Below are 17,734 nucleotides of genomic sequence, written 5' to 3' on the forward strand. Positions count from 1 at the left end.
GCCGCCGGGTCGCGGCGGCGGCCTGCTCCGAGGATGGGTCAGCCCTGGACGCCGAGGCGTTCCAGGATCAGCTCCCGCAGCGTCTTCGCGTCGGCCTGGCCCCGGGTGGTCTTCATGACCGCGCCGACCAGCGCCCCGACCGCCGCGACCTTGCCACTGCGGATCTTGTCGGCGATGCCGGGGTTCGCGGCGATCGCCTCGTCCACGGCCGCGGTGAGCGCGCCGGTGTCCGACACGACCTCCAGGCCCCGGCTGGTCATGATCTCGGTTGGCGAGCCCTCGCCGTCGACCACGCCCTCCAACACCGTGCGGGCCATCTTGTCGTTGAGCTTGCCGGCGTCGACCAGCCCCTGCAACTCGGCGACCTGGGCGGGAGTGGCGCCGACCTCGGCCAGCTCCACGCCGCTCTCGTTGGCCCGGCGGGACAACTCACCCAGCCACCACTTGCGGGCCGCCGCCGGGGTGGTGCCGGCGGCCACGGTGGCCTCGATCAGCTCGACCGCGCCGGCGTTCAGCACCGACTGCATGTCCAGGTCGGACAGGCCCCACTGCTCCTGGAGCCGACGCCGGTGCACCCGGGGCAGCTCCGGCAGGGCGGCCTTCAGCTCGGCGACCCACGCCGGGTCCGGGGCGATCGGCACCAGGTCCGGCTCCGGGAAGTACCGGTAGTCGGTGGCCGTCTCCTTCGAGCGACCCGGGGTGGTGTCGCCGGTGTCCTCGTGGAAGTGCCGGGTCTCCTGGGTGATCCGACCGCCCGCGTCCAGCACCGACGCCTGCCGCAGCATCTCCGAGCGGACCGCCCGCTCCACCGACCGCAGCGAGTTGACGTTCTTGGTCTCGGTGCGGGTGCCCCACTCCTCGCCCGGCAGGTTGAGGGAGGTGTTCACGTCACAGCGCAGCGAACCCTCCTCCATCCGCACGTCGGAGACGCCGAGGGTACGGATCACGTCCCGCAGCTCGGCGACGTACGCGCGGGCCACCTCGGGGGCGAGCGCGCCGGTGCCCGTGATCGGCTTGGTGACGATCTCGACCAGCGGGATACCGGCCCGGTTGTAGTCGACGAGCGACTCCGTCGCGCCGTGGATGCGGCCGGTGGCCCCACCGACGTGCAACGTCTTGCCGGTGTCCTCCTCGAGGTGCACCCGCTCGATCTCGATCCGTACCGTCTCGCCGCCCACCTCGACGTCCAGGTAACCGTCGACGCAGATCGGCTCGTCGTACTGGCTGATCTGGAAGTTCTTCGGCATGTCCGGGTAGAAGTAGTTCTTCCGGGCGAACCGGCACCACTCGGCGATCGAGCAGTTCAACGCCAGACCGATCCGGATGATCGCCTCGATGGCCGCCTTGTTGGCCACCGGCAACGAGCCGGGCAGGCCCAGGCACACCGGGCACACCCGGGTGTTCGGCTCGCCACCGAAGTCGGTCGGGCAACCACAGAACATCTTGGTGTTCGTGCCCAGCTCGACGTGGGTCTCCAGGCCGATCACCGGTTCGAAGCGCGCAACGACCTCGTCGTACGCGGGCAGTGTCGTGGTCATCGGGGCTCCTGCCTCACAGTGCCGGTGGAGTGAACGTGCCGACGGCCGACTCCAACGCGGCGGCGACCCGGTACATCCGGTCGTCGGCCATCGTCGGGGCCATCACCTGAAGACCGACCGGCAGCCCCTCGGAGAGCCCGCAGGGCACCGAGATGCCCGGCCCGCCGTACAGGTTCGTCGGGATCGTGTACAGGTCGGCCAGGTACATCTGGTACGGGTCGGCGGTCCGCGCGCCCATCGGGAACGCCACCGACGGGGTGGTCGGGGAGATCAGCGCGTCGACCCGCTCGAACGCGGCGGTGAAATCCCGGGTGATCAACGTCCGGACCTTCTGCGCCTGCCCGTAGTACGCGTCGTAGTAACCCGACGACAGCGCGTACGTGCCGATCATGATGCGGCGCTTGACCTCCGGGCCGAAGCCGGCCTCCCGGGTCAACGACATGACCTCTTCGAGGGACCGGTTGCCGTCGTCGCCGACCCGCAGGCCGAACCGGACGCCGTCGAACCGGGCCAGGTTGGAGGAGCACTCGCTCGGGGCGATCAGGTAGTACGCCGGCAGCGCGTACGCGAACGTCGGGCAGGACACCTCGACGATCTCCGCGCCCAGCTTCGCGAGGGCGTCGACCGACTCACGGAACGCGGCCATCACGCCCGGCTCGGCGCCCTCGCCGACGAACTCGCTCACGATGCCGAGCCGTACACCGGTCAGGTCGCCGGTCGCGCCGAGCTTCGCCGCCGCCACCACATCCGGCACCGGCTGCGGGATCGAGGTGGAGTCACGCGGGTCGTGCCCGCCGATCACCTGGTGCAGCAGGGCCGCGTCGAGCACCGTACGGGCACACGGGCCGGGGGTGTCCAGCGACGAGGAGAAGGCCACCAGCCCGTACCGGGAGGTGCCGCCGTAAGTGGGTTTCGCACCCACCGTGCCGGTGACCGCACCGGGCTGGCGGATCGAGCCGCCGGTGTCCGAGCCGATCGCCAGCGGCGCCTCGTACGCGGCCAGCGCGGCGGCGCTGCCACCACCCGAGCCACCGGGGATCCGGCTCAGGTCCCACGGGTTGTGCGTCGGCCCGTACGCCGAGTATTCGGTGGAGGAGCCCATCGCGAACTCGTCCATGTTGGTCTTGCCGAGCATCACCGTGCCGGCCTCCCGCAGCCGCTGCACGATCGTCGCGTCGTACGGCGGACGCCAGCCCTCCAGGATCTTCGATCCCACGGTGGTCGGCACGCCTCGGGTGGCGAGCACGTCCTTGACCGCCACCGGCACACCCGCCAGGGGGCCCAGCACCTCGCCGGCGGCGCGGCGCTCGTCCACCGCGCGGGCCGCGGCGAGCGCGCCGTCGCTGTCGACGTGCAGGAACGCGTGCACCCGGTCGTCGACCGCGGCGATCCGGTCCAGATGCGCCTGGGTCACCTCGACGGCCGAGGTCTCGCCCCCGGCGACCAGGGCCGCGATCTCCGTCGCGGTCATGCTGATCAAATCGCTCTTGCCGGCCAGCTCGCTCATGCCGTCACTCCGCTTCGCTCCACGACGCCATGAGACACCACGGCCCTGCACCGCCGACTCGCTCGCTGACGCTCGCTCATGCCGTCACTCCGCTTCGCTCCACGACGCCATGAGACACCACGGCCCTGCACCGCCGATTCGCTCGCTGACGCTCGCTCATGAGGCCACATCCTCGGTCAGGATCCGCGGTACGCGGAACCGCTGGTCCTCGGCGTCGGGCGCGCCCGACAGCGCTTCCTGCGGGGTCAGGCACGGCGTGACGACGTCCTCGCGGAAGATGTTGGTCAGCGGCACCGAGTGCGAGGTCGGCGGGATGTCCGCGGCGGCGACCTCGCCGACCTGGGCGACCGCCTGGAGGATCACGTCGAGCTGGCCGGCGAACGTGTCCAGCTCCTCCTCGGTGACGGCGAGCCGCGACAGGCGCGCCAGGTGCGCGACCTCCTCGCGGGAGATGGCGGCCATCCGTGCCCCCTTCTGAAATCCTGCTGGTCGGGCGGTGTGCCGGCCGCGCGACGGGTGGAGCGTGACACGCGGTGACCGGAGCGAGTCTATTGTTCCGCTCCGGTGCCGCGTCCTCGACTCCCCCTCCGCCGGCCCTCGTACGGGGGTCAGCGGGTGGGGCGGCGGGCGACGTCCGGCTGGGCTGGCCCGCCGGTCGGGCGAACCGGCCGGTACCGGGCCAGCCAGGTGGCCAACTCCTCGGCCGGCATCGGCCGAGCGTAGAACCAGCCCTGAGCGGCGTCGCAGCCGGCGGCGTGCAGCATCCGCCAGGTGCGTTCGTCCTCGACACCCTCGGCGACCACCCGCAGCCCCAGAGCGCCCGCCAGCTCGATCATCGACCGGACGATCGCCGCGTCGTCGGCGTCGTCGGCCATGCCGAGGACGAACGACCGGTCCACCTTCACCTCGGACAGCGGCAGGCGGCGCAGGTGCTGCAGGGAGGAGTAGCCCGTGCCGAAGTCGTCGAGCGCGATGGCCACCCCGATCCGGTGCAGCCGGGAGATGGTGGCCAGCACCCGGCGCGGGTCGGCCATCAACGCGCCTTCGGTGATCTCGACCTGTAGCCGCTCGGCCGGCACCCCGTAGCGGGCCAGCCGGTCGGCGATCTGGTCGGCGATCTCGCCGGTGTGCAGGTCGCGCACGCTCACGTTCAGCGCCGCCCGCAGGCCGATGCCGGCCGCCGACCACTTGGCGAGCTGATCCACCACGTCGTCGACGACGCGACGGGTGAGCAGTCGCATCACGGCGCTCTGCTCGGCGACCCGGATGAGTTCCTCCGGGTCGACCATGCCCCGTCGGGGGTGCCGCCACCGCAGCAGGGCCTCGACACCGACCACCTCACCCGTCGCGATGGCGATCTGCGGCTGGTAGTACATGGTGATCTCGCCAGCGTCGTCGACCGGCGCACCGTCCGCGTGCGCCCACCCGGTCGACCCGGCCGGGCGTCCCGGGCCGATGTCCCGCCGCGCCCCCGGGCGGCCGTTGCCCACCGCGCTCCCGTTCGGGGACCGCCGGCCCTTCCCGCCGCCGGCGCGCCGCTCGCGGACCGGGACGGGACGGGCACCGGTCACCGTGGCACGGGTGTTGCGGCCCCGGATCGGGTCGGCCCCGGTGGCGATCTGGTTGATCAACTCGTCGGCGTGCGCCAGCTCGGCATCGGTACGCCGACGACGCGCCCACCACCGGCCACCGCCCGGCGGCGCCATGTTGACCGCTGGGTCCGCCGCCGCTTTGGGCTGGCCCGGCGCCGCGGCGGGCAGCGCCGCCCCGTCGCCGCCGCGCACCTCCGCCGACTCGACGAGGGGTACGTCCGCCGCCCGCTCGGCGTCGCCAGGCACACCGTGCCGGCCGTTCCCGTCCGCCTGCGCAGCCGCGCTCTCGCCCTCGCCGTGGCCCTGACCTGCCGGCTCGGCGTCGAACGGCACCTCGACCAGTGGGCTGGCCTCCAGCACGCGCCGCAGGTCGGCGAGGAGGCCCAGCCGTTCCGCGGAGTTGTGGTCGGACTCGGGGGCGTAGACGGCCACTGTGTCGTTGCGGTGCTTGGCGTCGTACATCGCCACGTCGGCGTGGCGCATCAGGGTGGCGAAGTCCTCGCCGTGCTCGGGGAAGAGCGCGATCCCGATCGACCCGCCCACGTCCAACGGCAGCCCGTCCAGTGGCACCGGCTCGGCCAGCGCCTCGACCACCCGGTCGGCCAACTCCCGTGCCTGACCGACGTCCGTCAGCCCGGTCATCACGATGGCGAACTCGTCGCCGCCGAGCCGGGCGATCATCTGCGGCCGGGGCTGCACGTCGGTGAGCCGGGCGCTGACCTCGACCAGCAGCCGGTCACCCACGGCGTGCCCGAGGGCGTCGTTGACGTTCTTGAACCGGTCCAGGTCGATCAGCAGCAGCGCCAGCTGCCCGTTCGCTTCACCGCGGGCGGTCCGGTCGGCATGCACGTGCACCTGCTCGGCCACCTCGGCCAGGAGGGCCTTGCGGTTGGGCAGCCCGGTCAGCGGGTCCGCGGCGGCGAGGTGCTCCTGTTCGTTGGTCAGCCGCGCCATCCGGTAGACGGCGAAGAGCGGCACCAGCACCAGCGGGATCAGCGCGGCGCTGACCTGCGCGGCGGCGACCAGCACCGGGGCGAGCAGCAGCAGCGAACCGGTGGAGAGCAACTCGAAGCCGAGACCCTGGCGCAGGGTCGGCCACCAGCGGTCGCCGAAACGTAGCCGCACCGCCCAGCTGACCAGCCCGTAGTTGACGACGAACCAGGCCAGCGCGGCGCCGCCGACGGCGGCCACGTCGGTCCAGTGCAGCCGCCCGCCGGAGAAGATGGTGCCCGACCCGAGGCTGATCACCCCGTACGCGGCGGCGAGGGCGCACGCGTACTGGCCGACGTTGAACGCCGTGCGCCAGGCGGCGTGCCGCATCCGCCAGCCCGAGACGACCACCCCGACCGCCTGCACCACGACCGCCGGGCCGAGGCCCCAGCCGAGCAGGATGGCGAACGTGAAGCAGGTGGACGGGAACACCGCGGACGTCTGCCGGCGGCCCGGCGGAACGAACGGACGCGCGTCGCAGAACACGGCGAGCGCGGCCATCGTCCAGAACGCCACCGGCAGCTCGGACAGCTCACCGGGGAGCGTCGCCAGTGGAACGGCGGCGGTCAGCGCGGCGACCAGCAGGATGCCGACGACGAAGGCGGCGAACGGCGCGACCCGCCCCGCGGGAAGCGAGTTGCGTGGGTCGGCGACCTCCACCACACCTCCCGACCGACCATCGGCATGCCCGTGCGCACACCGTGACCCAATGAAACGCCCTCGGCACCCAGTTTCCCGGTATGACAGTCACGAATCGGTCGTAGTCGTAATTAAGTTGGTATACGCGGCCAGTCGCCGCGCACCGCCGCCAGCGAGGTCAGCCGCCGAGCTGGGCGACGCCCCGCGCCGCGTCCGGTCCCTCGTCCAGTAGGAGCTGGAACCCGTCCTCGTCGAGCACCGGCACCTTGAGACTGGCGGCCTTGTCGGCCTTGGAACCGGGGTTGTCCCCCACCACCACGAAGCTCGTCTTCTTGGAGACCGACCCGCTGATCTTGCCGCCCCGGCTCTGCACGGCCTCGGCGGCCTGGTCCCGGGAGAAACCGGCGAGCGTGCCAGTCACCACCACGGTCAACCCCTCCAACGGGCGCGGCCCCTCGTCGACCGCCTCCTCGGCCATCCGGACGCCGGCCTCGGCCCACTTGCGAACGACCTCGCGGTGCCAGTCCACCGCGAACCACTCCCGGATGCTGGCCGCGATGGTCGGGCCCACCCCGTCGACCGAGGACAGCTCCTCCTCGGTGGCCGCGTCGATGGCGTCCATCGAGCGGAAGTGCCGGGCCAGCGCCTGGGCGGCGGTCGGGCCGACGTGCCGGATGGAGAGCGCCACCAGCACCCGCCACAGGTCCCGTTCCCGGGCGACGGCGAGATTGTCCAACAACTTGGTGGCGTTGCTGCCCAGGCTGCCGTCCTTGTTGACGAAGAACGGCGATCGGGACAACTGCTCGGCGTCGAGCTGGAAGAGGTCACCCTCATCGCTGATGATCTCCGCGTCGAGCAGGGCGGCGGCGCCCTTGTAACCGAGCACCTCGATGTCGAACGCGCCCCGGCCGGCGAGGTGGAACACCCGCTCCCGCAACTGGGCCGGGCAACTGCGGGTGTTGGGGCAACGGATGTCGACGTCGCCCTCCTTCGAGGGCGCGAGCGGGGTGCCGCAGGCGGGACAACTGGTCGGCATGACGAACGGCCGGGCGTCGGCGGGGCGCAGGTCGACCACCGGGCCCAGCACCTCGGGAATGACGTCGCCGGCCTTGCGCACCACCACCGTGTCGCCGATCAACACGCCCTTGCGCTCCACCTCGCGGGCGTTGTGCAGGGTGGCGAGCGCAACCGTGGACCCGGCCACCAGCACCGGCTCAAGCACGGCGAACGGGGTGACCCGGCCGGTACGCCCCACGTTGACGTCGATGTCGAGCAGCTTGGTGGTGACCTCCTCCGGCGGGTACTTGAAGGCGATCGCCCAGCGTGGGGCTCGGCTGGTCGACCCGAGCCGACCCTGGATGGAGACCGGGTCGACCTTGACCACCACCCCGTCGATCTCGTGCTCGACGTCGTGCCGGTGCTCGGCGTAGTAGGCGATGTATTCAGCCACGCCGGCCAGGTCCGGGACGACACGCCACCGGTCGCTGGTCGGCAACCCCCACGACTTGAGCGCCGCGTACGACTCGGACTGCGCCGTGGGCCGGAACCCACGGCGGGCGCCGATGCCGTGCACCACCAGGCGCAGCGGCCGGGAGGCGGTGACCCGCGGATCCTTCTGCCGGAGGCTGCCGGCGGCAGCGTTGCGGGGGTTGGCGAAGGGCGCCTTGCCCTGCTCCACCAGACCGGCGTTGAGATCGGCGAACCCGGCGACCGGGAAGTAGATCTCGCCCCGCACCTCCAGCAGCGCGGGAATGTCCGGGAATTCGCCGGATGGGGCGAGCTGACCGGGCACGTCCCGGATGCTGCGCACGTTTGCGGTGACGTCCTCGCCGGTGCGGCCGTCACCCCGGGTGGCCGCCCGGACCAACCGGCCGTTCTCGTAGGTCAGGTTGATCGCCAGGCCGTCGACCTTCAGCTCACACAGGTAGGGCACCGGGCCGCCCGCGTCCCGTTCGACGCGCTCGGCCCAGGCCGCCAACTCCTCGTCGGCGAAGGCGTTGTCGAGCGAGAGCATCCGCTCGGCATGGGTGACCGGCGTGAAGTCGGTCGAGAACGTGCCGCCCACCCGCTGGGTCGGCGAATCGGGCGTCCGCAGCGCCGGGAACTCCGCCTCCAGTGCCTCCAACTCGCGCAACTGCCGGTCGAAGTCGGCGTCGGGGATGGTCGGCGTGTCCAACACGTAGTAGCGGTACTGGTGCTCGGTCAGCTCCTGACTGAGCGTGGCATGCCGCTCCCTGACCTGCGGCGGCGGCTCAGCCCCGGCCGCCGCCTCCTGCGCCGGGCTGACCTGCTGACCGATCTGCTCCTCGGACACACCGCCACCTTCGGACACGCCTGCGACCTCCCTGATCACGCTACTCCGGCACGGTATCGGGCCGGTGGGACAATCCGTTGCCCGCCCGCGCCGGGAGCGGCGTCGCCCTCAACCGCGTCGTCGGGCGGCACTGGACGGCGGTGTGGGCGTCGGGCGGCACGGGTCCTGGCGTGCGAGGATCGCTGGACGATGCGGCCGGTGGGCCGCTGGAGGCGGAGGTGAGCATGCCCGAGGCACTGCTCTGGGCTGCGGCGATCCTGCTGGCCGTGGCCGCTGGCTGGGCGTGGAACAGCTGGCGGCACCGGGTGTCGACGCGCCCCTCGGGCACCCGCCCGGATCGCGGCGCCACGACCCGTTCCGGTGGTCGCCGCCCTGCCCCGCCCCGACCGCGTGGCACGGATCGGCCGTCTGCCAGACCTCGATCCGGCGACACCGCCCGGCACGACGGCACCCCGGCGCCCGGTGAGATCTGGTGGGCCGACGTGCCGTACGCCGACGGCAGCGGGTCGAAGGTGCGTCCGTGTCTGGTGCTGCGGGCCGACTCCCGGGGCGCCGACGTCCTGAAGATCACCAGCCAGGACAAGAGCGACCGGGACGACCACGTCCGGATCCCCACCCGGGACTGGGACCCCGGCGCGGAGCACGACAGCTACCTCAGCCTGACCGAGCCGATCCGACTCACCTCGGCCGCCTTCGCCGACCACGCCGGCCGCTGCGACGCCGACCTGTGGCGACAGGTCCGCAGCCTGCGCCACCTCCCGACCTCCTGACCGCCCCGACCTCCTGGTGGCCGGCCGCCGCCCGTGATCGACTCGCGTTCCTGAAAGTCGCGGGGTCCTGAACTTCCGGATGCCCCGGTTTGCAGGAGCCCGAGTTGATCATGCATGTCCGGCCCGCCGGGCCAGCCCGAAGCCGCGCCGGGTCAGCCCGAAGCCGCGCCGGGTCAGTCCCAGGCCGCGCCGAGCGTCGCCAACTGGTCCGCGTACTCGATGCGGTCGGCCCACTCGCGCGGCCAGGCGGTCATGCCGACCGCCGCGCCCACGAACGCACCGGCCAGGGCGGCGATCGAGTCGGAGTCGCCGGCGGTGGTCGCGCCCCGGGTCAGTGCCGCGACCGGATCGTCGGCGTGCCGTACGGCGCAGAGCAGCGCGGTGGCCAGCGCCTCCTCGGCCACCCAACCCTCGCCGGTGGCCTGGCACGGGTCACCGCCGTCGTCCGGCCGCGCCAGGGTGTTGGTCAGCCGGCGCAGCACCGCCAGGCACTCGTCCCAGCCCTGGGCGATGAACTCCTCGGGAGACCGCGAACCGGCGTGCCGCCAGAGGTCTCCCAGCCACCGCTCCCGGTAGACCAACCGCTGGCCCAGTGCCCGCTCGGTGAGCACCGCGGGAAGCTCGGACAGCGGAACACCCCTGCGCAGCGCGAAGACCGCGTACGCGGTGAGCTCGCTGGCGGCCAGCCCGGTCGCGTGGCCGTGGGTCAACCCGGCCTGCAACTGGGCCAACCCGGCGAGCGTGTCCAGATCCACGTCGAGCAACCCGACCGGGGTGACCCGCATGTTGGCCCCGCAGCCCTTCGAGCCGACCACCGTCGCCTCCTGCCAGCGCACCCCACGGCTCAGCTCGGCGCAGGCGCGCAGGCAGGTCATCCCCGGGGCACGGTTGTTGTCCGGGCTGACCGCCCAGGCCAGGAAACGTCGCCGCAGCAGCGGCTCCACCGCCTCCGGCCGGAACGACGGCGCCTCGTGCAACGCCCAACCCACCGCCAGCGCCATCTGGGTGTCGTCGGTGACCAGAGCCGGCGCGCCGGACAGCTCACGTGGACCGGTCGGGCCGTACCGGCGCTCGATCTCGGCGACGGTCAGGAACTCGGTCGGCTTGCCCAGCGCGTCACCGTAGGCGAGGCCGAAGAGCGAGCCGGAGGCGCGCAGCGCGGAGGTGTGGATCACGGCGGCCATCATGCCCGGCCGCCGCAACCCACCGCGGGCTCAGTCCCAACAGAGGCAGAACGGGTGGCCGGCCGGATCGGCGTAGACCCGGAAGCCCTCGCCCTCCCCCGGCAGCCGCCGAGCCCCGAGCGCCAGCACGGCCTTCTCGCCGGCCTCGATGTCGTCCACCGTCACGTCGAGGTGGAACTGCTGGGGCCGCTCCGGGTCCGGCCAGGCCGGCGGCCGAAGGTTGAGCGCCCGCTGGAAGGCGAGCCGCGGCTGGTGACCGGGCGGGCCACCCAGCACCACCCAGTCGTCGTCGGAGTCACCCTCGGCGAGGGGTACGCCGAGCAGCTCGGCGTAGAACGCCGCCAACGCCCGCGGATCCGGGCAGTCGATCACCACTGAACGCAGCTGTCCAATCATGACCGTCATCCTGCCCACCGGCTACGACAGGAAACCTCACACCTCGGCGAGCCGCCGGCCGGCGTCCCGGCACGCGGCGAGCACCGCCCGCGCGTACTCCGGGGTGGCACCGGCGAGGCCGCAGGCCGGGGTGACCACCACCTGCTCGGCGAGCTGCCGACGGGGAAAGCCGAGGCGGTCCCAGACCTGGCGTACCCGGTCGGCGATCTGCGCGGAGGTCGGCGCGCCACCGGCCGACGGCGGCCGGGTCGGCGCGGCCCCGGCCAACAGCCCGAGGCCGGCGTCGATCGCCTCGCCCAGCGGGTCGAGCCTGGTGACGAGGTCCAGGTCGAGGGCGACCGCGACGGCGCCGGTGGAGCGGATCAGCTCCAGCGGCACGTCCGGGGCGCAACAGTGCACCACCGTCGGCACGCCGACCGCCTCCACGATCGTGCGGAGCAGCGCGGCGGCGTCCACCGACTCGACCGCCCGGTACGCGCCCAGCCCGCTCTCGGTCGGTACCCGCCCGGCCAGCACGGTCGGCAGGGACGGTTCGTCCAGTTGCAGCAGGACCGACGCCTGGGGCAGCCGACGGGCGACCGCCGCGACGTGCGCGCGCAGCCCTTCGGCGAGGGAGCCGGTCAGGTCGCGGACCGCACCGGGATCGCGCAACAGTCGGCCACCGATCGGCAACTCCAGGAAGGCGGCCAGCGTGAGCGGCCCGGCGGCCTGCACCTTGATCGGCCCGGCGTACCCCTCGGCCTGCTCGGCGAGCTGGTCCAGGTCGCGTTCCATCAGGTCACGGGCCCGGCGCAGGTCACGCCCGGGGCGGGGGGCGACCCGCCACCGCCCCGCGTACACCTCGACGGGCAGTTCGACGAGCAGCCCGGCGGACCGGCCGATCATGTCCGCGCCGGGGCCACGGGCCGGCAGCTCGGGCAGGTGGGGCAGCTCGGGAAGCTCACCGAGGACCACCCGCTGAGCCTCGCCGATGTCGGTGCCGGGCAGCGAACCAATTCCGGTTGCCGCGCCGGCCGGCCAGGGCCACGCCTGATCTGTCACGGCCGAAGGCTATCCCGCGAGCACCCAGGCCGTGCGGTCAGCCGGTGATGGTCGCGGAGCCGAGGACCACGTCGCCGGCCGGGTCCGGCCGGTAAGCCACCACGGCCTGACCGGCGGCGACGCCGCGCACCGGTCGGCGCAGCTCGGCGTGCAGCCGGTCACCGTCGAGGGCGACGGTCGCCGGCACCACGTCGCCGTGCGCGCGCAACTGCACCTCGCACTCGACGGGTGCGTCCGGGCGGGCGCCGCCGGTCCACACGGGTCGTACGGCGTGCACGTCGGACACCTCCAGCGCCTCGGCCGGGCCGACGGTCACCGTGTTGGTCTTCGGCGTGATGGAGAGCACATAGCGCGGCCGGCCGTCCGGGGCGGGCCGGTCCAGGTGCAGCCCACGACGCTGCCCCACCGTGTACGCGTACGCGCCGCTGTGACTGCCGACGACCGCTCCGGTGCTCGCGTCCACCACGTCGCCGGGCGCCTCACCGAGTCGGCCGGCCAGGAAGCCGCGGGTGTCCCCGTCGGCGATGAAGCAGATGTCGTGCGAGTCCGGCTTGTCGGCAACCGCCAGGCCACGCTCGGCGGCCTCCGCGCGGACCTGCGCCTTGGTGGAGTCGCCGAGCGGGAAGATCGACCGGTCGAGTTGCTCGCGGGTGAGCACGGCGAGCACGTACGACTGGTCCTTGGCCAGGTCGACGCTGCGCCGCAGCAGCCCGTCCGCGCCCAGGCGGGCGTGGTGCCCGGTCACCACCGCGTCGAAGCCCAGGGCCACCGCCCGATCCAGCACCGCCGCAAACTTGATCTTCTCGTTGCAACGCAGGCAGGGGTTCGGGGTGCGACCGGCGGCGTACTCGGCGACGAAGTCGTCGACCACGTCCTCGTGGAAGCGGTCGGCCATGTCCCACACGTAGAACGGAATGCCGATCACGTCGGCCGCCCGCCGGGCGTCCCGGGAATCCTCAAGGGTGCAGCAGCCGCGCGCCCCCGTCCGGTAGGTCTGCGGGTTGCGGGCCAGCGCCAGGTGCACGCCGGTCACCTCATGCCCGGCCTGCACCGCCCGCGCCGCCGCCACGGCCGAGTCAACCCCACCCGACATCGCCGCCAGAACCCTCACCGACGCACTCCCTTCCCCGCGACCAGCCTACCCACCCACCCCGCACGCCCCCGCCAGGGCGCAAAGCAACCGCGACAACCCCACGACGGCGTCGATCCATGAACGGCATCGCCCCACGACGGCGTCGATCCACGGACGGCATCGCCCCACGACGGCGTCGATCATGGAGTTGTGGTGGGCAACAAAAGCCACTGTTCGCCATTTTTCAGGCACCACAACTCCATGATCGACGCCAACGGGGGTGGGGCGCGGGGGTGGGGGCGGGGGTGGGGGCGGGGGTGGGGGTGGGGCTAGCGGGGGGTTCGGAGGGCTGCGGCTCGGCGGGCTCGGTCTACCGCCGCGGGGAGGGCCGCGATGAGAGAGTCGATGTCGGCCTGGGTGCTGGTGTGGCCCAGGGTGAAGCGCAGCGAGGAGCGGGCGCGATCGTCGTCGGCGCCCATCGCGAGCAGGACGTGCGAGGGCTGGGCCACGCCGGCCGAGCAGGCCGAGCCCGTCGAGCAGGCGATTCCCTGCGCGTCGAGCAGCAGCAGCAGCGCGTCGCCCTCGCAGCCGGGGAAGGAGAAGTGCGCGTTGCCGGGCAACCGGTCGATCGGGTCCCCGTTGTAGATCACCTCGGGTACCGCGTGCCGGACCCGCTCGATCAGGTCGTCGCGAAGGGCGGCCACCCGGGCCGCGTACTCCTGCTGGCCCTTCACGGCCGTCTCCACCGCGACCGCGAAGGCGACGATGCCGGCGGTGTCCAGCGTGCCGGAGCGGATGTCGCGTTCCTGGCCGCCACCGTGCAGCAGCGGTGTGGCCGGCACGTCCCGGGCGAGCAGCAGCGCGCCCACGCCGGTCGGGCCGCCCAACTTGTGCCCGGTGACGGTCAGCGCGGCGACCCCGCTGGCCCCGAAGTCGACGGGCACCTGACCGACCGCCTGGATGGCGTCGGTGTGGAACGGCACGCCGTGTTCGGCGGCGACGGCGGCCAGCTCGGCAACCGGTTGGACGGTGCCCACCTCGTTGTTCGCCCACATCGCGGTGACCACGGCCACCCGGTCGGCGTGCGTGGCCAACTCGGCGCGCAGGGACTGCGGGTCGAGCCGACCGAGGGCGTCCACCGGCAGCCAGCCGACCTCGGCGCCCTCGTGCTGGGCGAGCCAGTCGACCGCGTCCAGCACCGCGTGGTGCTCGATGGCGCTGGAGACCACCCGGCGGCGGTCCGGTCCGGTGCCCCGGCGGGCCCAGAAGATGCCCTTGACGGCGAGGTTGTCGCTTTCCGTGCCACCACCCGTGAAGATCACCTCTGAGGGCCGGGCTCCCAGCACGGCGGCCACCCGTTCGCGGGACTCTTCGACCCGGCGGCGGGCACGGCGACCCGCCGCGTGCAGGGAGGACGCGTTGCCGACCTCGCGGGCGGTAGCGACGTACGCCTCCAGAGCCTCGTCGAGCATCGGAGTCGTCGCCGCGTGATCCAGGTAAGCCATCGTCGTTCAGCGTACGGCCGACACGTTGGCGACCGGATGCCGGAGGGGACCGCGCGCATCGGGCCGGGGGTGAGGGTCCCACCCCCGGCCCGGTTCAGGCGGGCACCGCGGTGACGACGATGTTGTCGCGGTACTTGCGCGCCCGGGCGTCGAACGGCCCACCGCAGGTGATCAGGGTCAGTCGCGGCTTGCCGTCGCGGGCGAAGTACCGGTCCAGCGGGATCGTGGTCTTGGCGTACTCCTCCCGGGCGACCACCCGGTAGCGCCGCACCTCGCCGTCGCTGCCGGTCGCGGTCAGCGTGTCGCCCTGACCCAGCTCACGCAGCCGGAAGAACGCCCCCTTGCCCTGTTTGGCGCTGTCCACGTGACCGGCGACGACCACCGAGCCGGTGTCCGCCTCCAGGCCGGGCCCGTAGCGGTACCAGCCGATCTGGTCGACGCTCGGCGGCACCTCGAACTCGTTCGTCCGCTCGTTGATGCCGACCGCGTTGACGGTGGCGGTGACGTCGATCTTCGGAATCAGCAGCCGTACCGGCGGGATGGTCTGGGTGTCGGCGGGCAGTTCGCCGGCGGTCACCGGCACCGACGGGGCGCTGGCGGCGGTTGGTGCGGGGCTGGCCAGCGTGCTCGCCTCCGCGGCGCCCACGGTTCCGGCCGGCTGGTTGGCGCACGCCACCAGGGCGGCGGCGGTGAGCGCGGCAACGCCGGCGGCCAGGGCCGCCAGCGCGCCGCGGTTGCGCACCGTCACCTGCGGCCGGTCCGCGCGGTCGCCATCCGCACCCCACCACCCAGCAGCAGGAGTACGCCGGCGCCGGTGAGCACGTACCACCAGGTGTGTACGCCCGTGCCGGCCTGGCCACCGTCGCCGCTGGGCACACCGCCCGGCGCCGAGTGCAGGCCGGTGATGGTCTGGGCCACCACGTCCAGGGTCTTGCCCTCGGCGGAGCCGATCGCGTACACGATCGTGGCGGTGCCCTCCTTCAGGTTGAGGTCCGCCGGGCCGACGGCCACGGTGTCGGTGCCGGCGAGCACCACGTCCGCCTTCACGGTTCCCGCGTCGACGTCGCCCTTCGCCTCGTTCGGGTTGGTGAGGTCCTCGAAGACCGGGGTACCACCGGCGCGCACGTCGACCGCCGGTGCGGCGGCGGTGTGCCGGACGATCAGCCGGGCCTTGCCGGCGTCGACCTTCGAGACGTCGTTCACGAACGGAGTGATCTTCGGCTTGCCGGCGGCGTCGAGGTGCGCGGCGATGCTGATGTTCGCCCCGCCCGGCACCGCCGCGTTGTCGACCTTGAGGATCGCGCTGCCGATCGGCTCGCCCGGCTTGGTGAGCGCGATGTCGTAGTCGCCCTCGGCCAGGTTGAGTGGGCCGGCGACGTCGCCGGGCTTGAAGTTGTCGAGCGTCTTCTTGCCGTTGACGTAGACGTCGACCGGGGTGTCCGGGATGCCGTGCACGACGGAGACCTTCGAGGTGGCGGCGTACGCGGGGCTGGCGGTGAACGCGCCGACGCCGGCGAAGGCCAGTGCGGCGACCGCGCCGCCCGCGGCGACCCGACGGAGGTACGAGAGCTGCATGTCTGCCTCCTGGTGTTTGGTGTTGATTCGTCAGGCTGGCTTGCAGAACGGGTTACGCCGGCTCTCGGACGGGTGGATGCGCACCGGAGGCACTTTTCTTTTCCGGCCCACTCCGCATCCGCAGCGGGCCCCGGCGACGAAGAGCTGGTGAGATGACATCGACCGGGGAAGTGGGGCGGAGACTGTGGCAGCTACAGTCGGGCATGCCCCATCGAAGGCGAGCCGCCCGATGACGGCGCTACGACAGGAACCGGACCCTCCGGTGGACGACCTCGACCGCCGGTTCCGCGCCGGCGACGACGTGGCGCTCCGCGAGGCTTACGACCGTTACGGTCGTGCCGTGCTCCACCTCGCCACGTCCATGCTGGCCAATCGCAGCGACGCCGAGGACGTCACCCAGGCGACCTTCGTCGCCGCCTGGCTGGGTCGCGACACGTTCGACCCGGCCAAGGGGTCGCTGATCGGCTGGCTGCTCGGCATCGGCCGGCGCAAGGTGATCGACCGGATGCGCGCCTCGGCCCGGGAGACCCGGGTGGTGGAGACGGTCCGACAGCTGCCCGAGCCGGCGCAGGTCGAGCAGGACCCGGACCGCGTGGTGGACCGGTTGGTGATCGCCGACGAGCTGGCCCGCCTTCCGGACGACCAGCGACGGATGCTGGAGTTGGCCTTCTACGACGACCTGACACACCAGCAGATAGCCACGGTGACCGGCGTGCCGTTGGGCACCGTGAAGAGTCACATCCGACGCGGCATGGCGAGTTTGAAACGCAGATGGGAGGTGGACGGTGCAGCACCTGGACCACGACCGGCTGGTATTTCTGGCGCTCGGTGAGAGCGAGGCGGACAGCGGGGAGAGCACCCACCTCGGCACCTGCGCGCACTGCCGTACCGAGCTGGCGACCCTTGAGCGGGTGGCGGGGCTGGGCACCGAGACGCAGGGCCTCGCTGACCTGCCCGACCTTCCCGAGCACCTCTGGCAGGGAATCGAAGCCCAGGTCAGGGCCGCCGAGGCCGGGCCGGCGTCGACCGAGACCCGTCGGGTGCCCGCGCAGGCCGGCACCAGGACGCTCGATCAGGCCCCGGTTGTGGCGGTCGAGCCGACCGTGACCCGACTGGACCCGGCCCGCCGGTCCCGCCGGGGGCGCGGTTGGTCCCGGTGGGCGGCCACCGCGGTGACCGCTGCCGCCGCCGCGGCGGTCGGGGTGGTGGGCACCGCCTCCGTGCTCCGATCGGACGATCCGACGCCCGCCCCGACGCCGGCGGTGGTGGCGAGCGCGCCGCTGGCGGCGTACGGGTCGACGCCGCCGGCGGCCACCGGAGACGCCCGGGTTCTCCAGGACGGCCAACTACATCTGCATGTGGCGAATCTCCCGCGCGTCCCGGGGTATTACGAGGTCTGGCTCATCAACCCGACGACGATGGAGATGTTCTCGATCGGCACCCTGGGCGGCGGTTCGGATGCCCTGCTTCCGCTGCCCCCGAATGTCGACCTGCGCAGCTACTCGGTGGTCGACGTCTCCGCCGAGCAGTACGACAACAACACCCGCCACTCCGGCGACAGCCTGTTGAGGGGCACCCTGACGGGCTGATCGGCGGGCCGGCTCAGCTCCC

15 protein-coding genes are annotated in these 17,734 nt (G+C 72.8%); 3 read left to right on the plus strand and 12 right to left on the minus strand.

The window, feature by feature from the left end:
• Nucleotides 1-38: 38 nt before the first annotated feature.
• From gatB to ligA, 5 genes are all read right to left on the minus strand, one after another.
• Nucleotides 39-1,538, minus strand: coding sequence for an Asp-tRNA(Asn)/Glu-tRNA(Gln) amidotransferase subunit GatB (gene gatB, locus AB0J33_RS16240; RefSeq protein WP_363614189.1), 1,500 nt, complete (start codon nucleotides 1,536-1,538; stop codon nucleotides 39-41).
• A 13-nt stretch (nucleotides 1,539-1,551) separates the two neighbouring features.
• The gene (gene gatA / locus AB0J33_RS16245; RefSeq protein WP_363614191.1) at nucleotides 1,552-3,045 is read right to left on the minus strand and encodes an Asp-tRNA(Asn)/Glu-tRNA(Gln) amidotransferase subunit GatA; all 1,494 of its coding nucleotides are present in this window, start codon (nucleotides 3,043-3,045) and stop codon (nucleotides 1,552-1,554) included.
• Between the two features lie 156 nt (nucleotides 3,046-3,201).
• Complete coding sequence (gene gatC / locus AB0J33_RS16250) at nucleotides 3,202-3,507, minus strand: Asp-tRNA(Asn)/Glu-tRNA(Gln) amidotransferase subunit GatC (RefSeq protein ID WP_007456314.1); 306 nt, start codon at nucleotides 3,505-3,507, stop codon at nucleotides 3,202-3,204.
• Nucleotides 3,508-3,653: 146 nt separating this feature from the next.
• The gene (locus tag AB0J33_RS16255) at nucleotides 3,654-6,287 is read right to left on the minus strand and encodes an EAL domain-containing protein (protein ID WP_363614194.1); all 2,634 of its coding nucleotides are present in this window, start codon (nucleotides 6,285-6,287) and stop codon (nucleotides 3,654-3,656) included.
• Between the two features lie 157 nt (nucleotides 6,288-6,444).
• Nucleotides 6,445-8,580, minus strand: a complete 2,136-nt coding sequence (ligA, locus tag AB0J33_RS16260) for an NAD-dependent DNA ligase LigA (RefSeq protein ID WP_363614196.1) — start codon at nucleotides 8,578-8,580, stop codon at nucleotides 6,445-6,447.
• Between the two features lie 170 nt (nucleotides 8,581-8,750).
• On the opposite strand from ligA, the gene AB0J33_RS16265 reads away from it, so the two are divergent.
• Complete coding sequence (locus tag AB0J33_RS16265) at nucleotides 8,751-9,350, plus strand: type II toxin-antitoxin system PemK/MazF family toxin (protein WP_363614198.1); 600 nt, start codon at nucleotides 8,751-8,753, stop codon at nucleotides 9,348-9,350.
• A gap of 173 nt (nucleotides 9,351-9,523) precedes the next feature.
• On the opposite strand, the gene AB0J33_RS16270 is transcribed toward AB0J33_RS16265, so the two are convergent.
• From AB0J33_RS16270 to AB0J33_RS16300, 7 genes are all read right to left on the minus strand, one after another.
• Nucleotides 9,524-10,537, minus strand: a complete 1,014-nt coding sequence (locus AB0J33_RS16270; RefSeq protein WP_363614200.1) for an ADP-ribosylglycohydrolase family protein — start codon at nucleotides 10,535-10,537, stop codon at nucleotides 9,524-9,526.
• 27 nt (nucleotides 10,538-10,564) lie between these two features.
• On the minus strand, nucleotides 10,565-10,930 hold the full coding sequence (locus AB0J33_RS16275) for a VOC family protein (RefSeq protein ID WP_363614202.1): 366 nt from the start codon (nucleotides 10,928-10,930) through the stop codon (nucleotides 10,565-10,567).
• A gap of 36 nt (nucleotides 10,931-10,966) precedes the next feature.
• On the minus strand, nucleotides 10,967-11,971 hold the full coding sequence (locus AB0J33_RS16280; protein ID WP_363614204.1) for a methionine synthase: 1,005 nt from the start codon (nucleotides 11,969-11,971) through the stop codon (nucleotides 10,967-10,969).
• 37 nt (nucleotides 11,972-12,008) lie between these two features.
• Entirely contained in the window at nucleotides 12,009-13,082 is a 1,074-nt protein-coding gene (gene mnmA, locus AB0J33_RS16285) for a tRNA 2-thiouridine(34) synthase MnmA (RefSeq protein ID WP_363614206.1), read from the minus strand.
• Nucleotides 13,083-13,372: 290 nt separating this feature from the next.
• On the minus strand, nucleotides 13,373-14,548 hold the full coding sequence (locus AB0J33_RS16290) for a cysteine desulfurase family protein (protein WP_363614208.1): 1,176 nt from the start codon (nucleotides 14,546-14,548) through the stop codon (nucleotides 13,373-13,375).
• Nucleotides 14,549-14,642: 94 nt separating this feature from the next.
• Nucleotides 14,643-15,296, minus strand: a complete 654-nt coding sequence (locus AB0J33_RS16295; protein WP_363614210.1) for a class F sortase — start codon at nucleotides 15,294-15,296, stop codon at nucleotides 14,643-14,645.
• Nucleotides 15,293-16,123 (minus strand): DUF4397 domain-containing protein, encoded by an 831-nt coding sequence (locus tag AB0J33_RS16300; RefSeq protein ID WP_363614212.1) that lies wholly within the window; start codon nucleotides 16,121-16,123, stop codon nucleotides 15,293-15,295. The genes AB0J33_RS16295 and AB0J33_RS16300 overlap by 4 nt, the downstream gene beginning before the upstream one ends.
• Nucleotides 16,124-16,352: 229 nt before the next feature.
• On the opposite strand from AB0J33_RS16300, the gene AB0J33_RS16305 reads away from it, so the two are divergent.
• On the plus strand, nucleotides 16,353-16,955 hold the full coding sequence (locus AB0J33_RS16305; protein ID WP_363614214.1) for a sigma-70 family RNA polymerase sigma factor: 603 nt from the start codon (nucleotides 16,353-16,355) through the stop codon (nucleotides 16,953-16,955).
• Nucleotides 16,909-17,712: an anti-sigma factor gene (locus AB0J33_RS16310; protein WP_363614216.1), complete on the plus strand. Its 804-nt coding sequence runs from the start codon at nucleotides 16,909-16,911 to the stop codon at nucleotides 17,710-17,712. Before AB0J33_RS16305 ends, AB0J33_RS16310 begins: the two co-directional genes overlap by 47 nt.
• Nucleotides 17,713-17,734 lie beyond the last annotated feature (22 nt).

The organism is Micromonospora sp. NPDC049645 (genome assembly GCF_040675155.1).
Classification (GTDB): domain Bacteria; phylum Actinomycetota; class Actinomycetes; order Mycobacteriales; family Micromonosporaceae; genus Micromonospora.